This is a genomic window from Lacrimispora sp. (assembly GCF_036758025.1).
Taxonomy (GTDB): Bacteria; Bacillota; Clostridia; order Lachnospirales; family Lachnospiraceae; genus Lacrimispora.
Map to the genome: position 1 here is coordinate 113,610 of NZ_DAIOXM010000003.1, position 20,917 is coordinate 134,526.

Annotated in this window: 20 protein-coding genes and 1 tRNA gene; 4 read left to right on the top strand and 17 right to left on the bottom strand. The window is 46.2% G+C overall.

The window, feature by feature from the left end; genetic code table 11:
* Positions 1 to 47: 47 nt before the first annotated feature.
* The 16 genes from V7M78_RS04410 to V7M78_RS04485 all read right to left on the bottom strand — a co-directional run bounded on the left by V7M78_RS04410 (position 48) and on the right by V7M78_RS04485 (position 17,409).
* Positions 48 to 1,097 carry a MupG family TIM beta-alpha barrel fold protein gene (locus tag V7M78_RS04410; RefSeq protein WP_333646816.1) on the bottom strand — a complete coding sequence of 350 codons (1,050 nt, stop codon included), beginning with the start codon at positions 1,095 to 1,097 and terminating at the stop codon, positions 48 to 50.
* Positions 1,098 to 2,528, bottom strand: a complete 1,431-nt coding sequence (locus V7M78_RS04415; protein ID WP_333646818.1) for a PTS transporter subunit EIIC — start codon at positions 2,526 to 2,528, stop codon at positions 1,098 to 1,100.
* A gap of 33 nt (positions 2,529 to 2,561) precedes the next feature.
* The gene (gene murQ / locus V7M78_RS04420; protein WP_333646820.1) at positions 2,562 to 3,461 is read right to left on the bottom strand and encodes an N-acetylmuramic acid 6-phosphate etherase; all 900 of its coding nucleotides are present in this window, start codon (positions 3,459 to 3,461) and stop codon (positions 2,562 to 2,564) included.
* Positions 3,454 to 4,311: a MurR/RpiR family transcriptional regulator gene (locus tag V7M78_RS04425; RefSeq protein ID WP_333646822.1), complete on the bottom strand. Its 858-nt coding sequence runs from the start codon at positions 4,309 to 4,311 to the stop codon at positions 3,454 to 3,456. The genes murQ and V7M78_RS04425 overlap by 8 nt, the downstream gene beginning before the upstream one ends.
* A 117-nt stretch (positions 4,312 to 4,428) precedes the next feature.
* Positions 4,429 to 6,909: a phosphoenolpyruvate synthase gene (locus tag V7M78_RS04430; protein ID WP_333646824.1), complete on the bottom strand. Its 2,481-nt coding sequence runs from the start codon at positions 6,907 to 6,909 to the stop codon at positions 4,429 to 4,431.
* The gene (locus V7M78_RS04435; RefSeq protein WP_333646826.1) at positions 6,909 to 7,520 is read right to left on the bottom strand and encodes a TetR/AcrR family transcriptional regulator; all 612 of its coding nucleotides are present in this window, start codon (positions 7,518 to 7,520) and stop codon (positions 6,909 to 6,911) included. The genes V7M78_RS04430 and V7M78_RS04435 overlap by 1 nt, the downstream gene beginning before the upstream one ends.
* 136 nt (positions 7,521 to 7,656) lie before the next feature.
* Entirely contained in the window at positions 7,657 to 8,277 is a 621-nt protein-coding gene (locus V7M78_RS04440; protein WP_333646828.1) for a V-type ATP synthase subunit D, read from the bottom strand.
* Positions 8,278 to 8,288: 11 nt separating this feature from the next.
* Positions 8,289 to 9,692 (bottom strand): V-type ATP synthase subunit B, encoded by a 1,404-nt coding sequence (locus V7M78_RS04445; RefSeq protein WP_333646830.1) that lies wholly within the window; start codon positions 9,690 to 9,692, stop codon positions 8,289 to 8,291.
* Positions 9,693 to 9,706: 14 nt separating this feature from the next.
* Positions 9,707 to 11,473, bottom strand: a complete 1,767-nt coding sequence (locus V7M78_RS04450) for a V-type ATP synthase subunit A (RefSeq protein ID WP_333646832.1) — start codon at positions 11,471 to 11,473, stop codon at positions 9,707 to 9,709.
* Positions 11,466 to 12,068, bottom strand: a complete 603-nt coding sequence (locus tag V7M78_RS04455; RefSeq protein ID WP_442914624.1) for a V-type ATP synthase subunit E — start codon at positions 12,066 to 12,068, stop codon at positions 11,466 to 11,468. Before V7M78_RS04455 ends, V7M78_RS04450 begins: the two co-directional genes overlap by 8 nt.
* A 16-nt stretch (positions 12,069 to 12,084) precedes the next feature.
* Positions 12,085 to 12,393 carry a V-type ATP synthase subunit F gene (locus tag V7M78_RS04460; RefSeq protein WP_333646836.1) on the bottom strand — a complete coding sequence of 103 codons (309 nt, stop codon included), beginning with the start codon at positions 12,391 to 12,393 and terminating at the stop codon, positions 12,085 to 12,087.
* Between the two features lie 2 nt (positions 12,394 to 12,395).
* Complete coding sequence (locus V7M78_RS04465; protein WP_333646838.1) at positions 12,396 to 12,827, bottom strand: ATP synthase subunit C; 432 nt, start codon at positions 12,825 to 12,827, stop codon at positions 12,396 to 12,398.
* Between the two features lie 24 nt (positions 12,828 to 12,851).
* Positions 12,852 to 14,774 carry a V-type ATP synthase subunit I gene (locus tag V7M78_RS04470; protein ID WP_333646840.1) on the bottom strand — a complete coding sequence of 641 codons (1,923 nt, stop codon included), beginning with the start codon at positions 14,772 to 14,774 and terminating at the stop codon, positions 12,852 to 12,854.
* Between the two features lie 16 nt (positions 14,775 to 14,790).
* Positions 14,791 to 15,834 (bottom strand): V0D/AC39 family V-type ATPase subunit, encoded by a 1,044-nt coding sequence (locus V7M78_RS04475; protein ID WP_333646842.1) that lies wholly within the window; start codon positions 15,832 to 15,834, stop codon positions 14,791 to 14,793.
* Positions 15,835 to 15,838: 4 nt separating this feature from the next.
* Positions 15,839 to 16,150, bottom strand: coding sequence for an ATPase (locus V7M78_RS04480; protein WP_333646844.1), 312 nt, complete (start codon positions 16,148 to 16,150; stop codon positions 15,839 to 15,841).
* Between the two features lie 158 nt (positions 16,151 to 16,308).
* Positions 16,309 to 17,409, bottom strand: a complete 1,101-nt coding sequence (locus V7M78_RS04485) for an SH3 domain-containing protein (protein WP_333646846.1) — start codon at positions 17,407 to 17,409, stop codon at positions 16,309 to 16,311.
* 212 nt (positions 17,410 to 17,621) lie between these two features.
* Here V7M78_RS04485 and trmB point away from each other — a divergent pair, with 212 nt between their 5' ends.
* The 4 genes from trmB to V7M78_RS04505 all read left to right on the top strand — a co-directional run bounded on the left by trmB (position 17,622) and on the right by V7M78_RS04505 (position 19,999).
* Positions 17,622 to 18,260: a tRNA (guanosine(46)-N7)-methyltransferase TrmB gene (trmB, locus tag V7M78_RS04490; protein WP_333646848.1), complete on the top strand. Its 639-nt coding sequence runs from the start codon at positions 17,622 to 17,624 to the stop codon at positions 18,258 to 18,260.
* Between the two features lie 4 nt (positions 18,261 to 18,264).
* Positions 18,265 to 18,501 carry a hypothetical protein gene (locus V7M78_RS04495; RefSeq protein ID WP_333646850.1) on the top strand — a complete coding sequence of 79 codons (237 nt, stop codon included), beginning with the start codon at positions 18,265 to 18,267 and terminating at the stop codon, positions 18,499 to 18,501.
* A gap of 106 nt (positions 18,502 to 18,607) precedes the next feature.
* Positions 18,608 to 18,680 (top strand) — tRNA-Lys (locus V7M78_RS04500).
* A gap of 341 nt (positions 18,681 to 19,021) precedes the next feature.
* Complete coding sequence (locus tag V7M78_RS04505) at positions 19,022 to 19,999, top strand: helix-turn-helix domain-containing protein (protein WP_333646852.1); 978 nt, start codon at positions 19,022 to 19,024, stop codon at positions 19,997 to 19,999.
* Positions 20,000 to 20,058: 59 nt separating this feature from the next.
* On the opposite strand, the gene V7M78_RS04510 is transcribed toward V7M78_RS04505, so the two are convergent.
* A complete protein-coding gene (locus V7M78_RS04510) occupies positions 20,059 to 20,679 on the bottom strand; it encodes a recombinase family protein (RefSeq protein WP_333646854.1) in 621 nt (206 codons plus the stop codon).
* Positions 20,680 to 20,917: the final 238 nt, after the last annotated feature.

Here is a 20,917-nt window from a genome sequence, read left to right on the forward strand (position 1 = left end):
CTCTATTTTTTACGGTTATCCGGAAAGAGCTCTGCCAGCGGCAAAGATTATACCAGCTTTACTCCCAGCCCTTTTTGAATATAAGGAAGATATTTTATATGGGTATCATGAACCTGACCTATGATGTTAACCCTGGATTCCCCGGGAAGGTCTGTTCTGGAAATTTCAAGTTCTCCCATATACCTTAAATAATGTTCATTGGAAATGCAGATGCTTCCCTGTTTTCTGATCTGAGCCTGATTTTCTCCCTCCGGCCTGATGTTCTGTTTATACTGCCTTGACTCCTGGGAACGGAAAACATACTGGCTGGAATCCGGCCTGTCATGATGGATGATGTCTCTCACAAATTCATAGGGGGGGAGGACATCCGATGGAAGTTCTACATAATCATGACTCAGACACTTGATATCCGCCCAGTCTTTGTCTTTCACATTCACATCGCCGGTTAAGACCACATCACAGAGCCCTTCATAATAGAGTTCCAGCATATTAAAAAGCACATCTTCTTTTCGGTTCCGGTGTTCTTCCACAGTGGGAAGACCTTCAAATAAGGGGCCTCTCAGTTCTGAATTCCCCGGAACAAAAGCCATGGTGGTAAAGCCTAAATATTTCAGCCTTTGGTTCACCTCTTTTGTCTGCTTAAGGGAAAGGCCCGTGAACTGTTTTGGATAAAAGTTGTGGCATGCGGCAAATCTGGTAAAGTCGGCTCCATACCGTTTCCATACCAAAATCTCTTCTTCTGTAATGGTAGAAGCGTTGAACACCACATAAAAGTTTTGGGAAATGGATACTGTTTCTTTTGCATCAAAGCCGTAATCCAGGCGGACATGGGTAATTCCAAGCTCTTTTAAGTCCTCCAAATGTTCTGTTCCCAGCTTTTTAAAGGTTTCCGGCCCCACATCCACCATCAGGTTTAGTCCGCCTTCCTTACAGGCTCCCAGCAGTTTCTGAATATCCCCAGAGTAATCCACACCGGTTTCTTCAGGAATGTGGAGTGAAGTAAAGGCATACTTCACTCCGCATTCCACTGCTTTTTTAATTAACTGACGGTTCTTATCCGTTCCATTTGAAAAGTATAGTGAGATTCCAGTATTCATTTATTTTCCATACACCTCATTGATTCGGTCTTCATCCACTCCGAAGAAATACGTTACCACGAAGCCGCCGGCATAAGCCACCAGCATGGAAATTATGTAGCCCATCTGCTGTCCGGGCTGAACGATCAGAAGACCGAATAAGCCGGAAACTCCCTGGGATACGGTACCAAGACGCATAAGGGCTGCAATGGCACCTCCGAATCCTGCACCGATGCAGGCAGTGATAAAGGACCGGCCAAGAGGCAGGGTTACTGCATACATCATAGGTTCTCCGATTCCAAGAATTCCTACAGGAATGGAGTCGCGGATATATCTTTTCAGCTTCACATTCTTTGTTTTTACATATAATGCAATGCCTGCACCAACCTGGCCGCCGCCTGCCATCATAAGGATGGGAAGAAGGTAGTTAATGCCCTTTGTTGCGCCGGCAGGATCATTTAATAAAGAGTGAATCGGGGTCAATGCCTGATGCAGTCCTACTGCTACCAGAGGAAGAAAGCCTGCGGATAAGATGTATCCTCCCACAATGCCCAGCTTTTCATATGCGAAGCTCAGAACTGCGAAAATTACTTTTGTCAGGGCTGCGCCAACAGGCTGGATTACCAGCAATGCGATGATGCCGCCTATGATAAGAACCAAAAGAGGGCTGATAAAAGTATCAATTAAATCCGGCATATGCTTTCTGATGTTTTTTTCAAGAAAGGAAAAAAACGCACCTGCAATCAGAGCAGCTAAAAGGCCGCCGGCCGCCGGATTAAATGCTGCATTGGTAATTGGGAGAAGAATAGGAACGTCATTTATTTTTGTCAGCAGGGGCATAGCAGGGTTTGCAATGAACATGGCTCCTGCAATGGCTCCAAGGACTCCTGAACCGCCGAATTCCTTTGCCGCATTGAAGCCCACTAAAACAGGCAGGAAGGCAAACATGGCCCAGCCCATGGTTCGGATGCATTGATACCACCATACACCTAAAAGTGCTCCGTCAGTGGAAAAGTTAATAACATTGCAGATACCATTGATCAGTCCGGCCGCAATGATACCGGGAAGCAGGGCTACGAAAATATTGGAAATTTTCTTTAAAAATCTTTGCAGGGGTTTATCGTATTTGGACTTTTGGAGTTCCTTGTTTTCCCTTGCAACCTCGTTAATGTCCGGCTCCGGTCCGTTTTCAGCCTGGCCTTTTGCCAGTCCCGTAAGCTTGTAAAATTCGTCCAGAACCTTGTTTACTTTTCCCGGCCCGAAGACGATCTGGAGCGTATCGCTTTCCACCACTCCCAGAACACCTTCTACTTTTTTAATTCCTTCTATGTCAGCTTTAGATGTATCTCTCAAGCCGACACGAAGCCTTGTCATGCATGCGGCATTGGAGGTTATATTGGCTTTTCCTCCAAGCAGGGTTAATAGTTGTTCACTGATTTGTTTGTAATTCATGATAGCCCTCCTTTATATTTAGGTTTCGGTGGTTCAAAAGAATTTCAAAGCTTCCCGGATCTTTCCTCCGGCTTGTGACAGTTTTTGTCTCGCCTCATCGGGCCCGCAGCCTGATAAAACCATGATGACCGCAGTTTTAACATGCCCCTCTGCCTGGTTTAATGCCTCTTTGGCCTCTTCCCGGCTGCAGCCTGTGGCTGTCATCAGTATATTCTGGGACCTTACCACCAGCTTTTCGTTGCTCTGCTTTACATCTACCATGAGGTTTTCATATGCCTTGCCGATTCCTACCATGCTTCCGGTGGATATCATGTTGAGAATCATCTTCTGTGCGGTCCCTGCTTTTAACCGGGTGGAACCGGTCAGAACCTCAGGTCCGGTTACAGGCTCAATGGCCAGCTTTGCTGTTTTTCCGATGTCAGACCCTTTATTGCATGCAATGGCTACCGTATGGCAGCCGGCTTGATTTGCATAGTCAAGGCCATAGATCACATAGGGGGTTCTGCCTGATGCAGCCAGGCCGATGACAATGTCCTTTGAGGTGAGGTTGATTGCCCTTAATTCTTCTTCACATAAGGTTTCGCTGTCCTCAGCACCTTCTACAGCTTCCACAAAGGCTTTTTCTCCTCCTGCAATTAAGCCTACCACCATTTCCCTGGAGACACCGAAGGTGGGCGGACATTCCACTGCATCCAGCACTCCCAGGCGCCCGGAGGTACCTGCTCCAATGTATATGATGCGGCCTCCTTCCCTCAGACTTTCTGTTGCCCATTCAATGGCTGTTCCTACCTGGGGAAGCACCTCCTTCACGGCTTTTACTGCATTTTCATCCTCCTGGTTCATAATAGACGCAATTTCAAGAGGAGTCATTTCATCCAGATTCATGGTATCCGGGTTGCGGGCTTCTGTTGTCAGAATTGACAAATCAATCATGCTCTTTTTTTCCTTTCTTCTGTATTTGGTTTTTTGAAAACTGATTCATGCACAGATCATAATTTCTGTTCACATAAGCCGTAAAAAGGATGTCTATTACATTGAGTTGCGAGATGCGGGAGGACATGGCACCGCTGCGGTATATCAGCTCTGTTGCCGCTACAGGAAGGACAAAATCAGCTTCTTCCGCCAGCTGGGATTCCACAGCCCTGGTTATGGCGATTACCTTTGCTCCATTACCTTTTGCTTCTTTTACACATTGAAGAATTTCATCTGTAAGACCGGAATAGCTGATGGCAATGGCCAGGTCATTCTTTCTTAAGTTCCTGGCGGCCAATAGCTGAGTGTGCCAGTCATCGCAGACATTGCATATGACGTCCGCCCTAAGAAGCTTTAAGTACAAGTCTCTTGCCGCTAAAAGGGAGGTTCCCAGACCGAATAAGGTGACGGTCCTGCAGTTTTCCAGAAGCTTTACGCATTCTGCCACAACCTTTGGTTCAATGAGCTTCTGAGTGGTTTCCAGGGATTCAATGTTTTTCCTGGTGACTTTATAAATAATGTCTTCCATGGAATCTTCCCGTGTGATTTTCTCAAAAGCAATTTCTCTGCTTTCCCGGAATAAGGCGACTTCATAGGCTAAGGTGTTCTGAAAATCTTTATAGCCCTTGCAGCCCAGCTTTTTACAAAGCCTTACAACCGTTGCCGGGGAAGTATAAGTTTCCTTGGCAATTTCCTTAATGCTTTTTCGGAGAACAGATTCAGGGTTTTTATGAAGCCTTTTTATCAGCTCTTTTTCCGCTTCCCCGGCATCTTGCATATAACTGTCTATCCTTACAAGTAAACCTTTCATGTATTTCTTCTCCTCTCTGTAAAGCCGGAAGAAATGTTGCATAATATTTTACTTAATATTATTCTAGCCTTGTTGCACTATTTTTTCAATATGTCCAAAGATTTATGAAACTTATTTTCATCCCTTGATACATTTTACATACCCCATGTCGCCGTTTACCCGAATCAGGTCCCCGTCTTTGATGAGTTTTGTGGCATCGGATACACCTACAACAGCGGGTAAACCGTATTCCCGGGTGATAACCGCACCATGAGTAGCCATTCCGCCCACTTCCGTAACAAGCCCGCTGATGGATATAAATGCAGGAGTCCAGCTTGGATCGGTAAATTTTGTTACAAGAATATCGCCTTTTTCTATTTTCCCGGCTTCTTTTATGTCGAGAATAACCCGTGCCCGTCCCTGTGCCACGCCGCTGGATACGGCAAGCCCGGGCAGCGCTCCTTTGGGAACCTCACGCTTATATTCTCCTTCCACAACCTCTCCGTCGGAAAAGATCAGGCGGGGAGGAGTCAGGGAGGCATACTTTTCATAATCCTTCTTCAGCCTGTCAATTTTTTCATAATCAGGTTGGTATTCCCCGGCCAGCAGACGGCCCAGCTCCGTAAGGCGCAGATAGAGGATATCTTCCATAGATCTCAGCCGTCCCGCAAGGACAAGTTTTTCGCATTCCCGCATAATGGCCTGTTTATACTCCCAGTACCGTTTCATCCAGTAGTATTTGGGGGATTCCCGCAGACCTGAAAAGTTGCGGAAAAAGGATAGCTGCTTTGCCAGTTTCTTTGCCCTTTTTATGCCCCATTTTTTTCTGGCGGCGGAAATGAGGGATTTCACTGCTTCATCACTTTCCTGCTTTCCCTGCAAAAATTTTTGCTCGGCATGGCCCTTTGGAAGCTTTATGTCAGCCAGCACAGTGGGGGTAATTTTAGACGGATCCTCGGAAAACCGTGGCTTTGCGATGTCAATTTCTCCGGGACAGCGCATTCCGTACCGGGAGAAAAAGGCTTCAAAGGCTTTGGCAGTTTCTGCTCCGCCTTGTATTTCCCTCAATTGGCGCAGGCTGAATAGATCCCCTGCGGTTTCCAGATAGTTCACAACCTCAGGAAATTCCCTGGCTGAGTCGGCTATGCGGCTGACGTAAAACCCCATTTCCGAGGTGATGTTGTTCTTTATGGATTTTGACACATCAGCACTTATATGGTCCCGTCCAAGCAGGTCCTTTCCTGCTTTATCAATGGATTTTGTCAGATAGAACGCAACCATAAGCGGTCCCATGCCTTCCGGGTCAAAGAGGCTTTTCATTAAATAATCCGTGTCCTTGATAATATAGTCAATCACCGCTTTGCCGGTTAGTTTTGAAAGATCCTTTCTTACCTTATTAATTTTTGCTTCCATGCGCCGATTGTAGCCGTCAATAATAGCCGGATCATTCTTCCGGTATACGTTAAATCCTCCCAGAATGATTTTTCCAATGTCCCTGGGTATGGAAAATTCACTTTTCTGCCCTTTGGGAATGGACCTGATATAATCTTTTCTGGATAAGACCTGATTGAATGCACTGTCCATCAGTTCATCGGAATTGGACAGCTTTTGACGCACCAGTGCCTTACCTACCGGACTGTTCAGATTATGGGTGATCTCCATGTAGGGCCTGCCGCCGATTTCCGTAACCTTCACAGTTTTTGACATCAGTTTCCAAAAGGATATGCCAAGGGGCAGCATGGTATCGGTCATCATCTGAAGGTGGCCGACAGAGATGAAACAGCGTTTGAATCCATCAGGAGAAGGAGGGCAGGGAAATAATGTGGTGACTGGCCGGGATTGAACAATATGAAATTGTCTGCCGTCAAAACACCATTCAATATCCTGAGGACAGCCATATTCGCGTTCAATCTCTTTCCCAATGTTTATAAGGGTGGTTAACTGGGCTTTGGTCAGGAAGGCAGTGCCGCCGCTCTTCTGCTTTATGCTGTCCCGGAAGGTCCACGTAACAGGAGTTTTATGTCCGGAAACCAAATCTTCACCCAGGCCCTCCACCGCTTCAATGGCCATGGTAAACCGATCTGAAGTCATTGGATCGGCGGTGAACATAACACCAGCGGCTTTTGCATCCACCATCTTTTGGACAACTACCGCCATCCGGATTTCACTTTCATCAAACTTGTTTTTTAAGCGGTAGGAAACCGCCCGGTCATTATATAAAGACGCAAAACAGCCAATCACCGCTTTTTTTAGGGCCTCCAGACCAGAAACGTTTAAATAAGTGTCCTGCTGGCCTGCAAAGGAAGTGTCGGGCAAATCCTCTGCTGTGGCAGACGAACGGACGGCAACGGAAACCTGGTCCCCCATGTCAATATATGCGGATTCAATCAGTTCTTCCGCCTCAGCAGGCAAAGTCATTGCGGCTATGGCTGCTTTGATATTACCCTGTGCCTCTTCCACCACAGGGGAAATATACTTTTTAAAAAATTCCGTTGTGATAATAAATCCCTGAGGCACGTTTGCCAGGGGCAGCCGGGAGAGCCTGGAAAGGCTTGCGCCTTTGCCGCCTGACAGGCTGAGAGAAGCCGCTTCTTTATCATTAATTTTCAGTATAAACATTACAGGTATTCCTCCTTATATAAGTTGTTTTTCAGCATATACATAATTTTTTCCAGTTCTTCAGCAACTGTACTGTAATCACATCGCCCGGTACAGGCTTCATGGGCATATCCCTCTGCTAAAAGGAATATGGTGCGCAAGATCATGTCAATATCCACATCTTCTTTAAATTTTTTCCTGTCACCTTCTTTTATCACCAGGTTATTGGAGAACCTTTGTGCATCTGGTGTGATTGTTCCTGCAATGTCTCTGACTGCAGGATCGGTTTCCGTAAGCACGCTGATGATAAAGATCAATATATGGGGACACCTTTCCAGTATGCCCATTTTCACTTTGGAAGCTGCAATGATGCGTTCAAAGAAATCGTCACATGCTTTAATCTCATTAGACATATAACCCTCAAGCAACACTTTTTTCACATATTCCGACAGATATAAATACAGATCTTTCTTTGTCCCGAAATAGTGGAACAGCATGGGCTTGGATACTCCGCTGTCCTGAGCAATATCGTTCATGGATGCTTTTTTATACCCGTGTTTGCCGAAACACCTTAAGGCTGCTTCAATAATGGGCTGCTGCTTTTCTTCTGTAAGCTCTTTAAATTTTTCCATATATTCTCCTTTTAAAACAACATTATTGACCGAATCGGTTTATGGTGTGAGTATAACATGATAAACCGATTCGGTCAATAAAAAAGAGACATGTAAAATGCTGCCAGGCATCTTACATGTCTCTTTCTATAGCTGCTTATATATGATTCTTATTTCTTTTAATCACCTTAAGCCTTGTAAATTCCTCCCGGTCTTTTTCCTCCAAAGAGTTGTTGATATTCCTTGTAAGGGCTTCATACCGGGGAATGGTGATGTTCTTTAAAGCATTGGCCCGTTTCTGGGTCTTTTTGATGCTGTTTGCCAGACGGTAAGCGGAGTTTTCCACTGTGGAAAGCCTGACAGTCAGCTTCTTCACCTTTTCGAACTGCTCTCTGGCCTCGTCTAAGGATTCTCTTGTGCTGTAATAGGCATAAGTCAGGTTCAAAGGCATTTCCCCGTACTCAGCCAGAGGAATTTCCGTCCCCATAATGCTGCGGGTCTTGATCTTCACCGTATGGTCCACAGGAACGGCCATGGCAATGTCCTGGACGTAGTTGATGCCCAGCTCAATATTGGCCCGCTGCAAAGCCTTGTAAGCGGAGGTGAAGGTCACGTCGATTTCTGACTGAATGCCCTTGGCCTCCTCAATTAAGCCCATCAGCTCCTTGATCAGGATGTTCCGTTTTTTATCCATCAGCTGGTATCCCTGGCTGGCTAAGGCCAGGGAGTTCTTTGCAAGGATTAAATTTCCTTTGGTGGGAAATGAATTAGGATTCATAAATACCCCTCCTATTCTTCCTTATGGTCCGGGTCAGTTGGCTTATAATACTGGTCTAAAACTTTGGTGTCGATACGGTCCAGCTCTCCTTTTGGAAGAAGTCCTAAAAGCTCCCAGCCAATGGAAAGGGTTTCTATAATATTCCGGTTTGCATGGTTTCCCTGGCCCACAAAGCGGTCCTCAAATTCCCTGCCGAAAACCAGATACTTTTTATCAAGGGGAGACAGCTCATCTTCACCGATAACCGAAGCCAGGGCTCTTGCATCTCCCACCTTGGCATAGCAGGAGAAAAGCTGGTTTGCCACGCCCTGATGGTCGGCCCTTGTAAAGCCTTCTCCAATGCCGTCTTTCATCAGACGGCTTAAGGAAGGAAGCACATTGATGGGCGGATAAACCGACTGCCCGTGAAGGCTCCGGTCCAGAACGATCTGACCTTCCGTAATGTATCCCGTAAGGTCCGGGATAGGATGGGTGATATCGTCGTTTGGCATGGTCAGAATGGGAATCTGGGTCACAGAGCCATGCTTGCCCTTTACAATTCCGGCTCTCTCATAGATAGAGGCCAGGTCGCTGTACAAATACCCCGGATAGCCCTTTCTGGAGGGAATCTCTCCCTTAGAAGAGGAAACTTCACGGAGGGCTTCCGCATAGGCCGTCATATCCGTCAATATAACCAGGATGTGCATCCCTTTTTCAAAGGCCAGATACTCTGCCAGAGTCAGGGCCACCTTTGGGGTGATCAGTCTTTCCACAACAGGGTCATTTGCCAGGTTGATAAAGGTAGCCACATGGTCGGAAACGCCGCTTTCCTCAAAGGTACGGCGGAAGAACTCTGCCACATCGTACTTTACTCCCATGGCGGCAAATACAACGGCAAACTTTTCGCCCGATTCTCCATCATCTCCAAGAGAAGCCTGCTGTACGATCTGGGCCGCCAGCTCGTCGTGAGGAAGGCCGTTTCCTGAGAAAATGGGAAGCTTCTGCCCCCGGATCAGGGTCATAAGTCCATCAATGGCCGAAATTCCGGTTCTGATATAATCCCTGGGATATTCCCGGGTCACCGGATTTAATGGTTTTCCGTTGACATCCAGCCTGAGGCTGGAATTAATATCCCCTAACCCGTCAATAGGCTCTCCTATGCCGTTAAAGGTCCGTCCCAGCATATCCTCTGATACAGCCAGCTCCATAGGGCGGCCTGTCAGCCGGGTGTGAACATTTCTTAAAGCCAGGCCGTCAGTTCCTTCAAATACCTGAATGATGGCCTTATTTTCATAAACCTCAATGATGCGTCCCAGCTTTTTCGTCTTCCTGTCCACGGTCATTTCCACGATCTCATCAAAAGAAGCATTCTGGACGCCTTCTAAAACCACCATGGGTCCGTTGATTGCGCTTAATCCTAAATATTCGATTGCCATAGTCTGCCTCCTTCTTATGCGTTTCGCTCGATGACGGAATCGTAAAATGCATCGACCTGTTTTTTATAATCTTCAAACATTTCCAGCTTGTCATTAGGAACGTCGTATTTGATGGAAATGATCCTGTCAAAAATCGGGTCCTCCTTCAATACGGACATGGGCATTCCCATGGATATAAGAGAACGGGATTTCTTGTATAAATAAAGAATCAGATCCATCATCAAAAACTGCTTTTCCATGGGCACACAGGTGTCCTCCTTGTGGAATGCGTTCTGCTGTAAAAACCCGATGCGGATAACCTTGGAAATCTCTAAAATAAGCTTCTGGTCATCGGGAAGCATATCCCCGCCGATCAGCTTCACAATCTCCATTAAGCTGCTTTCCTGGGTCAGCAGATAGACCAGACGGTTTCTGTAATCCCCGAACCTCTTATCCACATGCTCCACATACCAAGGGGCTAAATCCATCAAATATTCCGAATAACTGCTGAGCCAGTGGATGGCCGGGAAATGGCGCTCATTTGCCAGGTTCCGGTCCAATCCCCAGAAGCAGCGTACAAAACGCCTTGTGTTCTGGGTTACAGGCTCTGAAAAGTCACCGCCCTGAGGGGATACGGCTCCGATAATGGTGACGGAGCCTTCGGTTCCGTTCATATTCTGCATCATTCCGGCTCTTTCGTAAAAGGCGGATAAGCGGGAGGCCAAATAAGCCGGGAAGCCTTCCTCAGCAGGCATTTCCTCCAGACGGCCTGATAATTCCCTTAAGGCTTCCGCCCAGCGGGAGGTGGAATCTGCCATGATTGCCACGTGATACCCCATATCCCGGTAATATTCCGCCAGGGTAAGGCCTGAATAAAGGCTGGCCTCACGGGCGGCAACCGGCATGTTGGAGGTGTTTGCAATGAGTGTGGTACGGTCCATAAGAGGATTTCCGGAACGGGGATCGATCAGTTCAGAGAATTCCTCAAGAACCTGGGTCATCTCGTTTCCGCGCTCTCCGCAGCCGATGTAAATGATAATATCCGCATCAGACCATTTGGCAACCTGATGCTGGGTCATAGTCTTTCCTGTTCCGAACCCTCCCGGAATACAGGCGGTTCCGCCCTTTGCCAGGGGGAATAAGGTGTCAATAATCCTCTGCCCGGTAATCAGGGGCTTTGTGGCAGGATACCGTTTCAAAACCGGTCTGGGAATGCGGATGGGCCACTTCTGGGTCATGGTGACCTGTGTTTCTGAGCCGTCTAACAGGCGCAGGGTCAGCAGGGGATCGGATATGGTGTACTTCCCATCCTCTACGACGTCCAGAACATATCCTTCCATATCCGGAGGAATCATTACCTTGTGAATCACAGCGGGAGTCTCAGGAACCTCTGCAATGATGGCGCCCGGGAACAAGTGCTCTCCCTTTTTTACAGTTATATGGGTCTTCCAAAGTTTTGACTTGTCAAGAGAATCCACCTGGATGCCTCGGTCAATGTAGGCACCGCCTGTCTTTGAAATTTCCTTTAAAGGGCGTTCAATACCGTCAAAAATATTGCTTAAGATACCCGGAGCCAGTGTGACAGACACGGGAAAGCCGGTGGCGGTTACAGTTTCACCCGGCCTTAAGCCGCTGGTTTCCTCATAGACCTGAACTGTGGTCCGGCGGTCCGTTAGACCAATGACCTCGCCGACCAGACGGTCATTTCCAACGTAAACCATTTCATTCATCCGGAAACCGGGGTTTCCCTTTAAGTATATAATAGGGCCGTTGATTCCGGAAATTACTCCTGTATCAGCCATTTTCCCCACCTCCCATCATTTCCCTGATATCAAACCGGAAGTCACGTTTTTCCTCCTCCAGTTTGGATTCAAAGGAATTGTCAATCAAAATATGCCTGGAGGGAATCACTGCCCGGATTCCTCCCATAAATGAATATTCACTGATCCGTATATCAGCGCTGGCAGGAAACTTAAGGCTTCTGGCCTTTTCTTCATCCTCAGGAGTTAAGTAAATGGTCATGAACTCCTTACCGGCCAGCTCTGTTGCTTCCTGTACCTGTTTTTCCAATAGACGGCCGTATTCGGTCGTTTTCATAAATTCTAACAGCCGCTCCTTCAATTCAGCAAACAGCTTTTCCTTCAGTTCATCCTGTTTCTTTCCGAACTCCCGTTTCATGCCGATCTGCTCCAGAGAAAGCCGTTTGTTGATTTCCCGTTCCATCTGTTCCCGCTCCATGGCTACCTGCTGTCTGGCCCGTGCCTTTGCATCTTTTTGGTGCTCGGCAAAGGTTTCCTCCAGGGCAGCCGTATATTCGTCAAGCATCTTTGCGCTGCGGGTTCTGGCGTCTTCCATACAGAAGCCTAGGAAATGCTGCAGTTTTTCCTCAGTTGTCAAGATGACCACCTCTTTCCTATAGTTTTAATCCGATGGCTTCATTCACATAATCAGTAATAAAGTCCGGCTTGCGGCCTGTTCCATGGCGGTCCGGAATTTCCACGATCAGCGGAAGTCTCCGGTTCAGCTTCACATCATTGATGATGTCCGGAAACTCTCTTCCGAATTTTTCCGTCAAAAGGACGATTCCAATGTCCCTGTTGGCCAGGACTTTATCCAGTTCACTTTTTAACTCAGCCTTTTCATGGACAACTGCACCTTCTACCCCGGCCAGTCTCATGCCGGTCCAGGTATCCACGTTGTCACTGATCAGATACATCTTCATAATTACAGCTTTCCTAAGATCATGAAAGAGATGATCAATCCGTAGAGACACACACCTTCGGCAAGGCCAACGAAGATCAGTGATTTACCGAGAATAGAACCATCCTCGCTGATGGCTCCCAGAGCTGCGCTGGCAGCAGCAGAAACGGCAATTCCGCCTCCGATGCAGGCAAGGCCGGTGGAAAGAGCGGCTGCCAGATATCCCATACCGGCAACTGTTCCTGATACGGCAACTGCAGTTTCCTCAGCGAAAGCGCTGCCGTTGAACATGAAGATACTGGATACCATAAGGGTTCCGAAGAATAAGAATACATTGACACCCAGGGCGGTTTTATAACGGCCCTTTGTCTTTTCTCCTGCGGCAAAGGCGCCGAGAGGAAGAACAATGCTTAAGGTTAATGCAGCTGCAAATATGATTTTTACTAAGTTAGACATAGGATTTACCTCCAATATGGTTTTTTAATTTTTCTTTCCGTAAGGCTTAAATTCACGGCCGGTTCCACGGTAGAAACGGCTGAATAATTCGTAATATTCCAGACGAAGGACCTGAATTCCCACGATCAGCCCTTCCATGCCGCAGACAAATAAGTTTCCAAGAACCACAACCACCCAGTTGGGATTTCCTGCCTCTGCTCCGGACAGCATGAGCACCACCTCCATCATGGCCGCGTGGCTGATTGCAAATGCGCCTACACGGACAAAGGAAAGGGTGTTGGAAAAATAGCTTAAAAGTACTTCAAACAGCTCGAAAAAGCCCTGGACCACAAACATGCCCTTGCCTCCATGGTTTGTATGGGCCTTTTTCTCCGCCAGATGGGTCAGCGGCTCCTTAAAGAACATGAGTCCCAAAGGAATGACAAAGAGAATGATTAAAAGCAAGGTGGCCGGAAGGGGTCTTCCTGTCATGTAAAGGGCAATGGTCAGCACAAGGCTGGCATAAAAGGCAAGGCCCGCCGCTCCGTTGGTATCAAACCAGATTTTTTCCGTATCATGGGAGCGGACGCTGTTTATGATATTTAAAACCATGGTCATGAGGATGATTCCCATGCCAAGGGAAACCGCAGTGATAAACACTGTGTTCAGCTTTCCGATAAAGGGCAGGCTGGTCATGTGCTCCATGGGGCGGAGCCAGACCGGATCTATGATGTGCTCAAACCCGAATATACTGCCGAACAGAAAGCCGAATATGGTTGAGAAAAAGCCGCAGCAGGAGATGATGGCTCCCAGGTTCAGCTTCTTTTTCCGGAAGAGGAATAAGCCTCCCAGCAGCAGGCAGAGTCCCTGGCCCACATCTCCGAACATGAACCCGAACAGGAAGGAATAGACGATTCCGATTAAAACTGTTGGGTCGATTTCGTTGTAGGCGGGAAGACCGTACATGCCGATGAACATTTCAAAGGGCCGGAACAGCTTGGGATTTTTCAGCTTGGTAGGCGGCTTGCTTAAAATGTTGTTGTGGTCATCCTCCGCAAAGAAGAAGGTTTGTTTGTCATCGGCAATTTCCTTCTGAAATGCCGCCGCATCCCGGCTGCTCATCCAGCCGCAGAGGATGTAAAAGGTGTTCACATCTTTTTTGGTGCAGGCTGCCAGCTTCCGGACGTTGAAGTTTTCAGAATAAGTCTCCAGCCTGTGTAAAGCAGCGGATAAATCCTCTTTCCGTTCAGAAAGCATCTGTGCTCTTTGGCTGCGGAGCCGGTCTAAATCTGACTGGATGGCATCTATGTCTTCCTGAAGGGAGTGGATGGCATCAGTAGGAGTTCCCTTGTATTCATCGGGCAGGAAGAAACGCTCAAAATGCATGGAGGCATAAATGGCGTCGATCTGGTGGGATATGGTTTCTGGTGCAAAGTAAACCAGCCACACATAATCCTGGTCCTCCCGGCATTTGTAAAGGACGGTATCAATGGTATCGTAGACATAGTCCTGGAATTTCCTGTAGTATTCATGGGAAATCCGTCCAAAGCGGAACTTGATGTACTTAAAATGAAGGATGGCGCTTAAGTCATAATTCAGTCCTACAAAGGGCAGAATTCGGTCTAAGGATTCCTGAAGGGAATTCTGTTTGGATAAAAGCTCCTGTTCATCCTTTGTAAAGTCCTGTACCTGCCGGTCAATTTCCTCCACCATGTCAGCGGCCTGCTGGACGGAAATCTCTCTGCGCGAGGGTTCCAGGGCCGGAAGCAGCTTTGCCAGCTCTGCGGCTTTCTGGTAAGCATCCCGGTAAGGGTTTGTTTCAATATAAGGCCTTAAGTTTTTGACCGTCTTTAATTCCGACAGGGCATTTTCCAGGTGGATCTCATACTTTGACAAGTAGGTGTCAATAACCCGGTCAATGTCCTCTTTCGGTCCGGTGATACTTAAGAATTTCATCTTTTCTATCACGAAATGGAAGCCTCCTTTACTGTGCCACTACATAAGAGATAATTTCTTCCGGATTTACGCTGTACCGGATACTCTCTATGAGTGTGATGATTTTTTGAATTTCTTCTTCTTTAAAATAGAGATATGAATTCAGCACAGCAATGGAGTAAGGATTTTGCTGGCTGGCTAAGCGGTAAATCTTGTTCAGAGCCTTTTGGGTAAGGCTCTCTAAGTCCGGCCGGTCCCTGGCCTCTAAGTCTGTGAGGCGGCCGTAAAAGGTGGATCTTAAAGCGCCGTAAAACTCATCGTCTGAGGCAGCCTCCGCCATCTTTGTAACCTGTTCCCTGGTCAGTTGGTAATGGATGGGGATCAGGAGGGAATAAATGTCTGCGGGCTGCAGATGGTAATACTTTTTTGAACGGTAAATCCACTGGATATTCAGTAAATCCATCCGGCTTCCAAAGCATCGGGAAAGAATTTTTCTTTCCTTCCGGGTTAAATGCCTGCCCATGACCTTCCAGGTGCTTTTAAAGTACAGAAGGTCTAAACGGACCTCGTAATCGAATAAGGCGGGCTGTTTTCCATCTTCCAGTTCAGCCAAAAGACTGTAATAAATAGATCCTTCCAGGTTTGCAATAAAGGAAGGAATATCGGAAGAGGAAGAAAGCTTCACCAAATCCAGCCGGGAATGCTCATCAAAAAACTCCCGGAATGCCAGAAGATCGATGTCTGGGCGGCTGTGGCCCATGGCATTGCGGAAGCATTTTTTAATAAGTCTGATTTCAAAGTGCATAAAATACAGGTCGAGGAATTTGCGCTGGTCTAAGTTTGCGAACCGGTAGAGTTTTGCAAAATCCTGATAAAGAGAAAGAATCAGGCGCTGCTCAATCGCTCCCCGGTGAAGTTCCCCCTCCAGGTTTTGAAACACGCCTTCATAAGCGGGAAGGCGCCGCAGATATTCCACTGCGTCGGAAACTGTTTCAAGGGACGCCATGTCCCGGAAATGGCCTTCCGTAATTAAGCGGCTTTCCATGGCACGTACCTTGGTGGTAATGCCGCTGTAAGATAGCAGGTCTCCCATGGGATCACTCCTTTGTTATAATGTGAAATAAATCCTCAACATATTGGGTATGGTGCTCTTCGTATCGCTTCTCCATGGTTTCCAGAAGCTTTTGGGAATCGCTTTGCTGCTTTTTTAAACGCTCATTCATGGAAACTTCCATGCCGGCTCTCAACTGCTCCAGCTCTTTTTCCGTTTCCTTTTCCAACTGAGCGTCAAATTCAGCGGTGCGTTCTTCCATTTCTTTAAAAAATGTCTTTTTTCTCTGGGCGGCTGCTTCCATAATAGCGGTTGCAGACGATTCGATCTCGGATATTTTTTCAATCACAGCATCCATATCGTGCCCTCCTTTCCTTTACATACATCATTGACTCATAACTCCCATAATACTACTATTTTTAAAAAAAGCTATAAAAATATAAAAAAAAGCAGGGGCATCGGAGTATCCTCCGGCGCCTCTGCTTTTAAACCTGCAGGGAATGTCAGGGGGTGCTTCTAAGAACTTTCCGAAACCGAGGAAGTTTCTTCTGTTTCTTCGGTTTCAGATTCTGATACAGTTAAAAATTCAGTGGCAACGTAAGCCTCTCTGCCTTCAAACGTGATGACCGTCCATTTGTCATCGTAGGTATCTACATAATCAATGACTGTGCCGCTTGCCAGACTGCCCAGACGGGTGCTGTCCGTAGACGGTTCTGAGCGCACATTCAATTTGCTTGTTGTGGTGTAAATCTTAGGAGCCTCTGTTGACGGTGCGGCAGTCTCCGGCGGTGCCTCCGTAGGAACCATGGCTTCTGTTGACACCTCTGTGGAAGTCTGGGAGGCGGTGGTTTCCTTTTTATCACCTTTTCCGGGCACCAGCTTTACAAATATCATTACAACCACTAAAAGAGCCAGGAAGATAAGTGCCGGCTTTAATAAATCATAGGGATCAAAGCCACGGTTTTTGGAACGCCTTCTGCTTCTGCTTTGAGAGGAAATTCTCTGGCCGTTACGGGAAACCGCCCTCTGGGGAGGTCTCTGAGAAGATCTGGTTCCTGTCTGCCTTGTCCCGGCGGGTCTGGCGGCCGATTGCCGCTCTCCCGTTCTTTGGGAGGCGGGCCTTGTGCCCGTACTTCTTGGGGTTCCGGTCCTGGACGCCTCGCTTCCCGGAGCCCTTCGGGAAGAGGCACTGCGGGAGGTGATGGGTACCGTGCTGACAGAGCCTGGCTGATGGCTCATGGAAGACGGATTCTGTCTGCCAAGTCCCAGAAGGCCGCCAAGGGTATGGACTTCCTGGCCCAGAAGCTGACAAGCTTCATTGGCATCATAAGGGCTGTCATCGCCTTCATGAACGGCTTTGTTTCCAAGCATACGGATTCGATGGTAGTGATCCTTAGTGGCCTGGGAAATAAAACGTCCTTCAAATAACTGGTCAATGCTGTCGGCTAAGTCGCCTTCCACGATCAGGGCTCTTTCTCCTAAAAAGTTCACCATGTATTCCAGGGTTTGGCGGGCTTTGATCATGGACATATTATGCTGTTTCTGGCTCAAGAGTGTTTCTGTCTCCCTTAAGCCCTGCTGGACTCTGGCCCAAAAACTGTTATCTGCAGTTCCCATATATATTTCCTCCTTTGCAAAACGGTTATATGCCATATATACAGACATTATACTAGATTATTACGAATTGCGCACCTGTTATTTTGTCGAAAATTGATTCGAAAGAAAAAAGTAAAAAATAGCTGTCTTGCCATGAATCTGTTTTATATGATACAATCAATTGAAAATGCCAAGGCAGTTTTAAAAGACGAAACGAAAAGAGGAGTTACAATATGAGGTTACGTCACATACCAGGCTCAGAAGAAGAAATCGCAGGCAGCCCATATGTGGTCCAGAATCCCTCTGAAAAAAAGGGGAACTGGAAGGAAGTGTTTGGAAATGAAAATCCCATAGAAATAGAGGTAGGAATGGGAAAGGGCCGTTTTATCATGGAGCTGGCTTCCCTTCACCCGGATATTAATTATGTAGGAATTGAACGTTATCCCAGCGTGCTTTTGAGAGGGCTTCAAAAGCGGGAAGGACTGGAGCTTGACAATATCTATTTTATGTGCGTGGATGCCAGGAACCTGGGAGATATTTTTGAAAAGGGAGAGGTACAGAAGATATACTTAAACTTTTCCGATCCCTGGCCCAAGGACCGCCATGCAAAGCGCAGGCTGACATCTGAGGAATTCATGGCGGTTTATGACACCGTCTTAGTGCCGGAGGGAGTTGTGGAGTTTAAAACCGACAACAAAGGACTGTTTGAATATTCTCTGGAATCCATTCCCCGGGCAGGGTGGAAGATCAAGGAACATACCTTTGACTTACATCACAGTGAAATGGGAGAAGGAAATGTGATGACGGAATATGAGGAAAAATTCTCTTCTAAAGGAAATCCCATTTACAAGCTGGTGGCAGGCAGAGTCTGATTTTATGAAAACCGGCGTCAAGACTATAAACCTGGACGCCGGTTTTGCATATAATAAGGCAAAAGGAAACGAACATGGAGCTGTGGCTATGGGAATGAAACATAAAATTACTGGAAAACTTCTCCAGGCAACCAGCGATAAGCCAGATCTGAACCGGAAAATGCTCATTTTGAACAAATCTTTTGTAGAAGTGAACAAAACCCTGGGCGGAAGTTCAAAGAAAAATAAGAATAATAAATAAATTTAAAATACTTGTGAAATTTTTGTAAAAAAGGTGTTGACTTTTGACGGATAGAGATATATAATTACACACGTGCCTCAGACATGGCACAACAAAAGACAAGCAAGCGCCTTTAGCTCAGTTGGTAGAGCAGTAGACTCTTAATCTATTTGTCCAGGGTTCGAGTCCCTGAAGGCGCATCAAAAGTTCCGGTTTTGCAGACAGAGAGCTGTGGGGTTGGGGCTTTTATTTTGCGTAAATTTAGGAAAGTTTATAAGTTTTTATTTAATATGAACGGGACAAATGAAGGAGTGGATGCCGGAGAGGTATCCGCTTTATTTTTTTGTAAGATAATTTAAGTATTTGATGTGTAATCCCGTTGTCCAGGGTATAGTAACCCTTAGTTGCAACCGTCAGTTGCGCAATTTATAAGTGATGTTGATAGCATGCAACCTCAATAACTGCTATAATTTGCTTAAGATATCTTACTGAAAGTGTTTCAAACATGATTCAATTGTTCTATAAAAAGAGGAGGCAAAAAATGATCTTAGCAGATAAAATACTGGAATTAAGAAAAAGCAACGGTTGGTCCCAGGAGGAACTGGCAGAAAAGCTGAAGGTGTCCAGGCAATCCGTATCCAAATGGGAAAGTGCAGCCGCAATTCCAGATATGAACCGTATACTGGAATTATCAAAAGTATTTGGCGTAACCACAGACTACCTATTAAAAGATGAGATGGAATCCCTCGCTTATTCCGAAACAGACGAAAGCGACGATTATGTGAAGGTATCCCTTCAGACAGCAAACGAATTTATAAAGGATAAAGCAATTCATGGCAAATGGACCTCACGCGGGGTGGTGCTTTGCATTCTTTCACCGGCACTTTTGATTTTGCTGGCAGGTTTAGCAGACAACAACATGGGCATTGGTGAGAGTCTTGCCATCGGACTTGGCATAGCTGTAATTCTTATTATGGTTTCAACTGCTGTAGGTATTTTCATAATCAGCAGTTCAAAGATGGAGCAGTACAAATACTTAGATGATAATGAATTTGAGCTGGAATATGGACTCAATGGGATATTGAATGAGCGAAAAGAGAAATTCAAACCGAAATATGTGCAAAACACAGCCATTGGTGTAATTTTGTGTATTCTTGCCGCGTTGCCGCTGGTTGTGGGAGGTGCCATGGAGGCGCCGGAAATTATTCTTATAGAATTCGTCGTACTCCTATTAATTCTGGTTGCCATAGGAGTTTACCTGTTAATCAATGCCGGTACAGTGAAAAATTCCTATGACCTCCTTCTCGGCGAAGGAGAATATACACCAGAGGAGAGAGAAAGCGCTAGAAAAACTGAAAAAATTGCAAGCATTTACTGGCCGGTAGCGACAGCGATTTACTTGGGCTGGAGCTTTACTACAAATGACTGGCACATCACTTGGATTGTGTGGCCGGTTGCAGGTGCACTGTTTGGCGGCGTTATAGCATTAATAGGAGAATCGGTAAAGGATAAGAAGTAGTATAAAAAGCAAACCCCTGGAGACGGCCATCCTCAGGGGTTTGCTTTTTGTTCTCTTACTTACTCTGAATCTTTATCCGAAAGTGATTTCATATGTTTTTTAATCATGGTGCGGAACTGGCTGACCGTGATGCCCAATTCCTTGCTTGCAGTTTCCAGAGTGTAGAGGCGCTGGGTCCATTTTTCATAGACAGGATAGAATTCCTCGGGAATGGGGGAGGGAAACCGTCCCAAATGCTTTCCCTGGGCCTTGGCAATGGCAATTCCCTCTGCCTGTCTCTGCCGGATGTTTTCCCGCTCGGATTGGGCAACATAGGAGAGAAGCTGAAGGACAATATCAGAAATCAGGGTGCCGACTAAGTCCTTGTTGGTTCTGGTATCTAAAATAGGCATATCTAAAATCACAATATCAGCCTTTTTATTTTTAACAATTTCACGCCATTCTTCTTGAATATCATCGTAGTTCCTGCCCAAGCGGTCAATGCTCTTCACAACGAGAACATCGCCTTCTTTCAGCTTGCGCTTCAGTTTCTGATACTGGGGCCTGTTAAAATCTTTTCCTGACAGCTTGTCATGATATAAATTCTTTTCAATGATTCCCCAGTGCAAAAGTTCTTTTTTCTGCCGTTCAATGTTTTGATCCAATGATGATACACGCATGTATCCGTAAAAATTTTTCATAAAAAAACCTCCCTACCACTCATTATGGCAGGGAATGATAGAATTTATTATAAAAATCTATTTGTTATAAAGGTACACCTTTTTGACAAATAGTTCCCGCATATTGTAACCAATATAGTGTATAACAAAATTTGACAAATTACAACAAAAAATAAATCTGCCCTTGTATTTATTTGAGAAATTCTTCCAAATAAATATTATAAAATAAAAAACAAATCCGATGCTACATAAGTGTACC

Coding starts and splice junctions, on each gene's coding strand:
- V7M78_RS04410 (WP_333646816.1), bottom strand. CDS start 1,097: ATGAATACTGGAATCTCACTATACTTTTCAAATGGAACGGATAAGAAC.
- V7M78_RS04415 (WP_333646818.1), bottom strand. CDS start 2,528: ATGAATTACAAACAAATCAGTGAACAACTATTAACCCTGCTTGGAGGA.
- murQ (WP_333646820.1), bottom strand. CDS start 3,461: ATGATTGATTTGTCAATTCTGACAACAGAAGCCCGCAACCCGGATACC.
- V7M78_RS04425 (WP_333646822.1), bottom strand. CDS start 4,311: ATGAAAGGTTTACTTGTAAGGATAGACAGTTATATGCAAGATGCCGGG.
- V7M78_RS04430 (WP_333646824.1), bottom strand. CDS start 6,909: ATGTTTATACTGAAAATTAATGATAAAGAAGCGGCTTCTCTCAGCCTG.
- V7M78_RS04435 (WP_333646826.1), bottom strand. CDS start 7,520: ATGGAAAAATTTAAAGAGCTTACAGAAGAAAAGCAGCAGCCCATTATT.
- V7M78_RS04440 (WP_333646828.1), bottom strand. CDS start 8,277: ATGAATCCTAATTCATTTCCCACCAAAGGAAATTTAATCCTTGCAAAG.
- V7M78_RS04445 (WP_333646830.1), bottom strand. CDS start 9,692: ATGGCAATCGAATATTTAGGATTAAGCGCAATCAACGGACCCATGGTG.
- V7M78_RS04450 (WP_333646832.1), bottom strand. CDS start 11,473: ATGGCTGATACAGGAGTAATTTCCGGAATCAACGGCCCTATTATATAC.
- V7M78_RS04460 (WP_333646836.1), bottom strand. CDS start 12,393: ATGAAGATGTATCTGATCAGTGACAACGTGGATACCTGGACCGGCATG.
- V7M78_RS04465 (WP_333646838.1), bottom strand. CDS start 12,827: ATGTCTAACTTAGTAAAAATCATATTTGCAGCTGCATTAACCTTAAGC.
- V7M78_RS04475 (WP_333646842.1), bottom strand. CDS start 15,834: ATGGGAGACCTGCTATCTTACAGCGGCATTACCACCAAGGTACGTGCC.
- V7M78_RS04480 (WP_333646844.1), bottom strand. CDS start 16,150: ATGGATGCTGTGATTGAAAAAATATCCGAGATCGAATCGTCTGCAACC.
- V7M78_RS04485 (WP_333646846.1), bottom strand. CDS start 17,409: ATGGGAACTGCAGATAACAGTTTTTGGGCCAGAGTCCAGCAGGGCTTA.
- trmB (WP_333646848.1), top strand. CDS start 17,622: ATGAGGTTACGTCACATACCAGGCTCAGAAGAAGAAATCGCAGGCAGC.
- V7M78_RS04495 (WP_333646850.1), top strand. CDS start 18,265: ATGAAAACCGGCGTCAAGACTATAAACCTGGACGCCGGTTTTGCATAT.
- V7M78_RS04505 (WP_333646852.1), top strand. CDS start 19,022: ATGATCTTAGCAGATAAAATACTGGAATTAAGAAAAAGCAACGGTTGG.
- V7M78_RS04510 (WP_333646854.1), bottom strand. CDS start 20,679: ATGAAAAATTTTTACGGATACATGCGTGTATCATCATTGGATCAAAAC.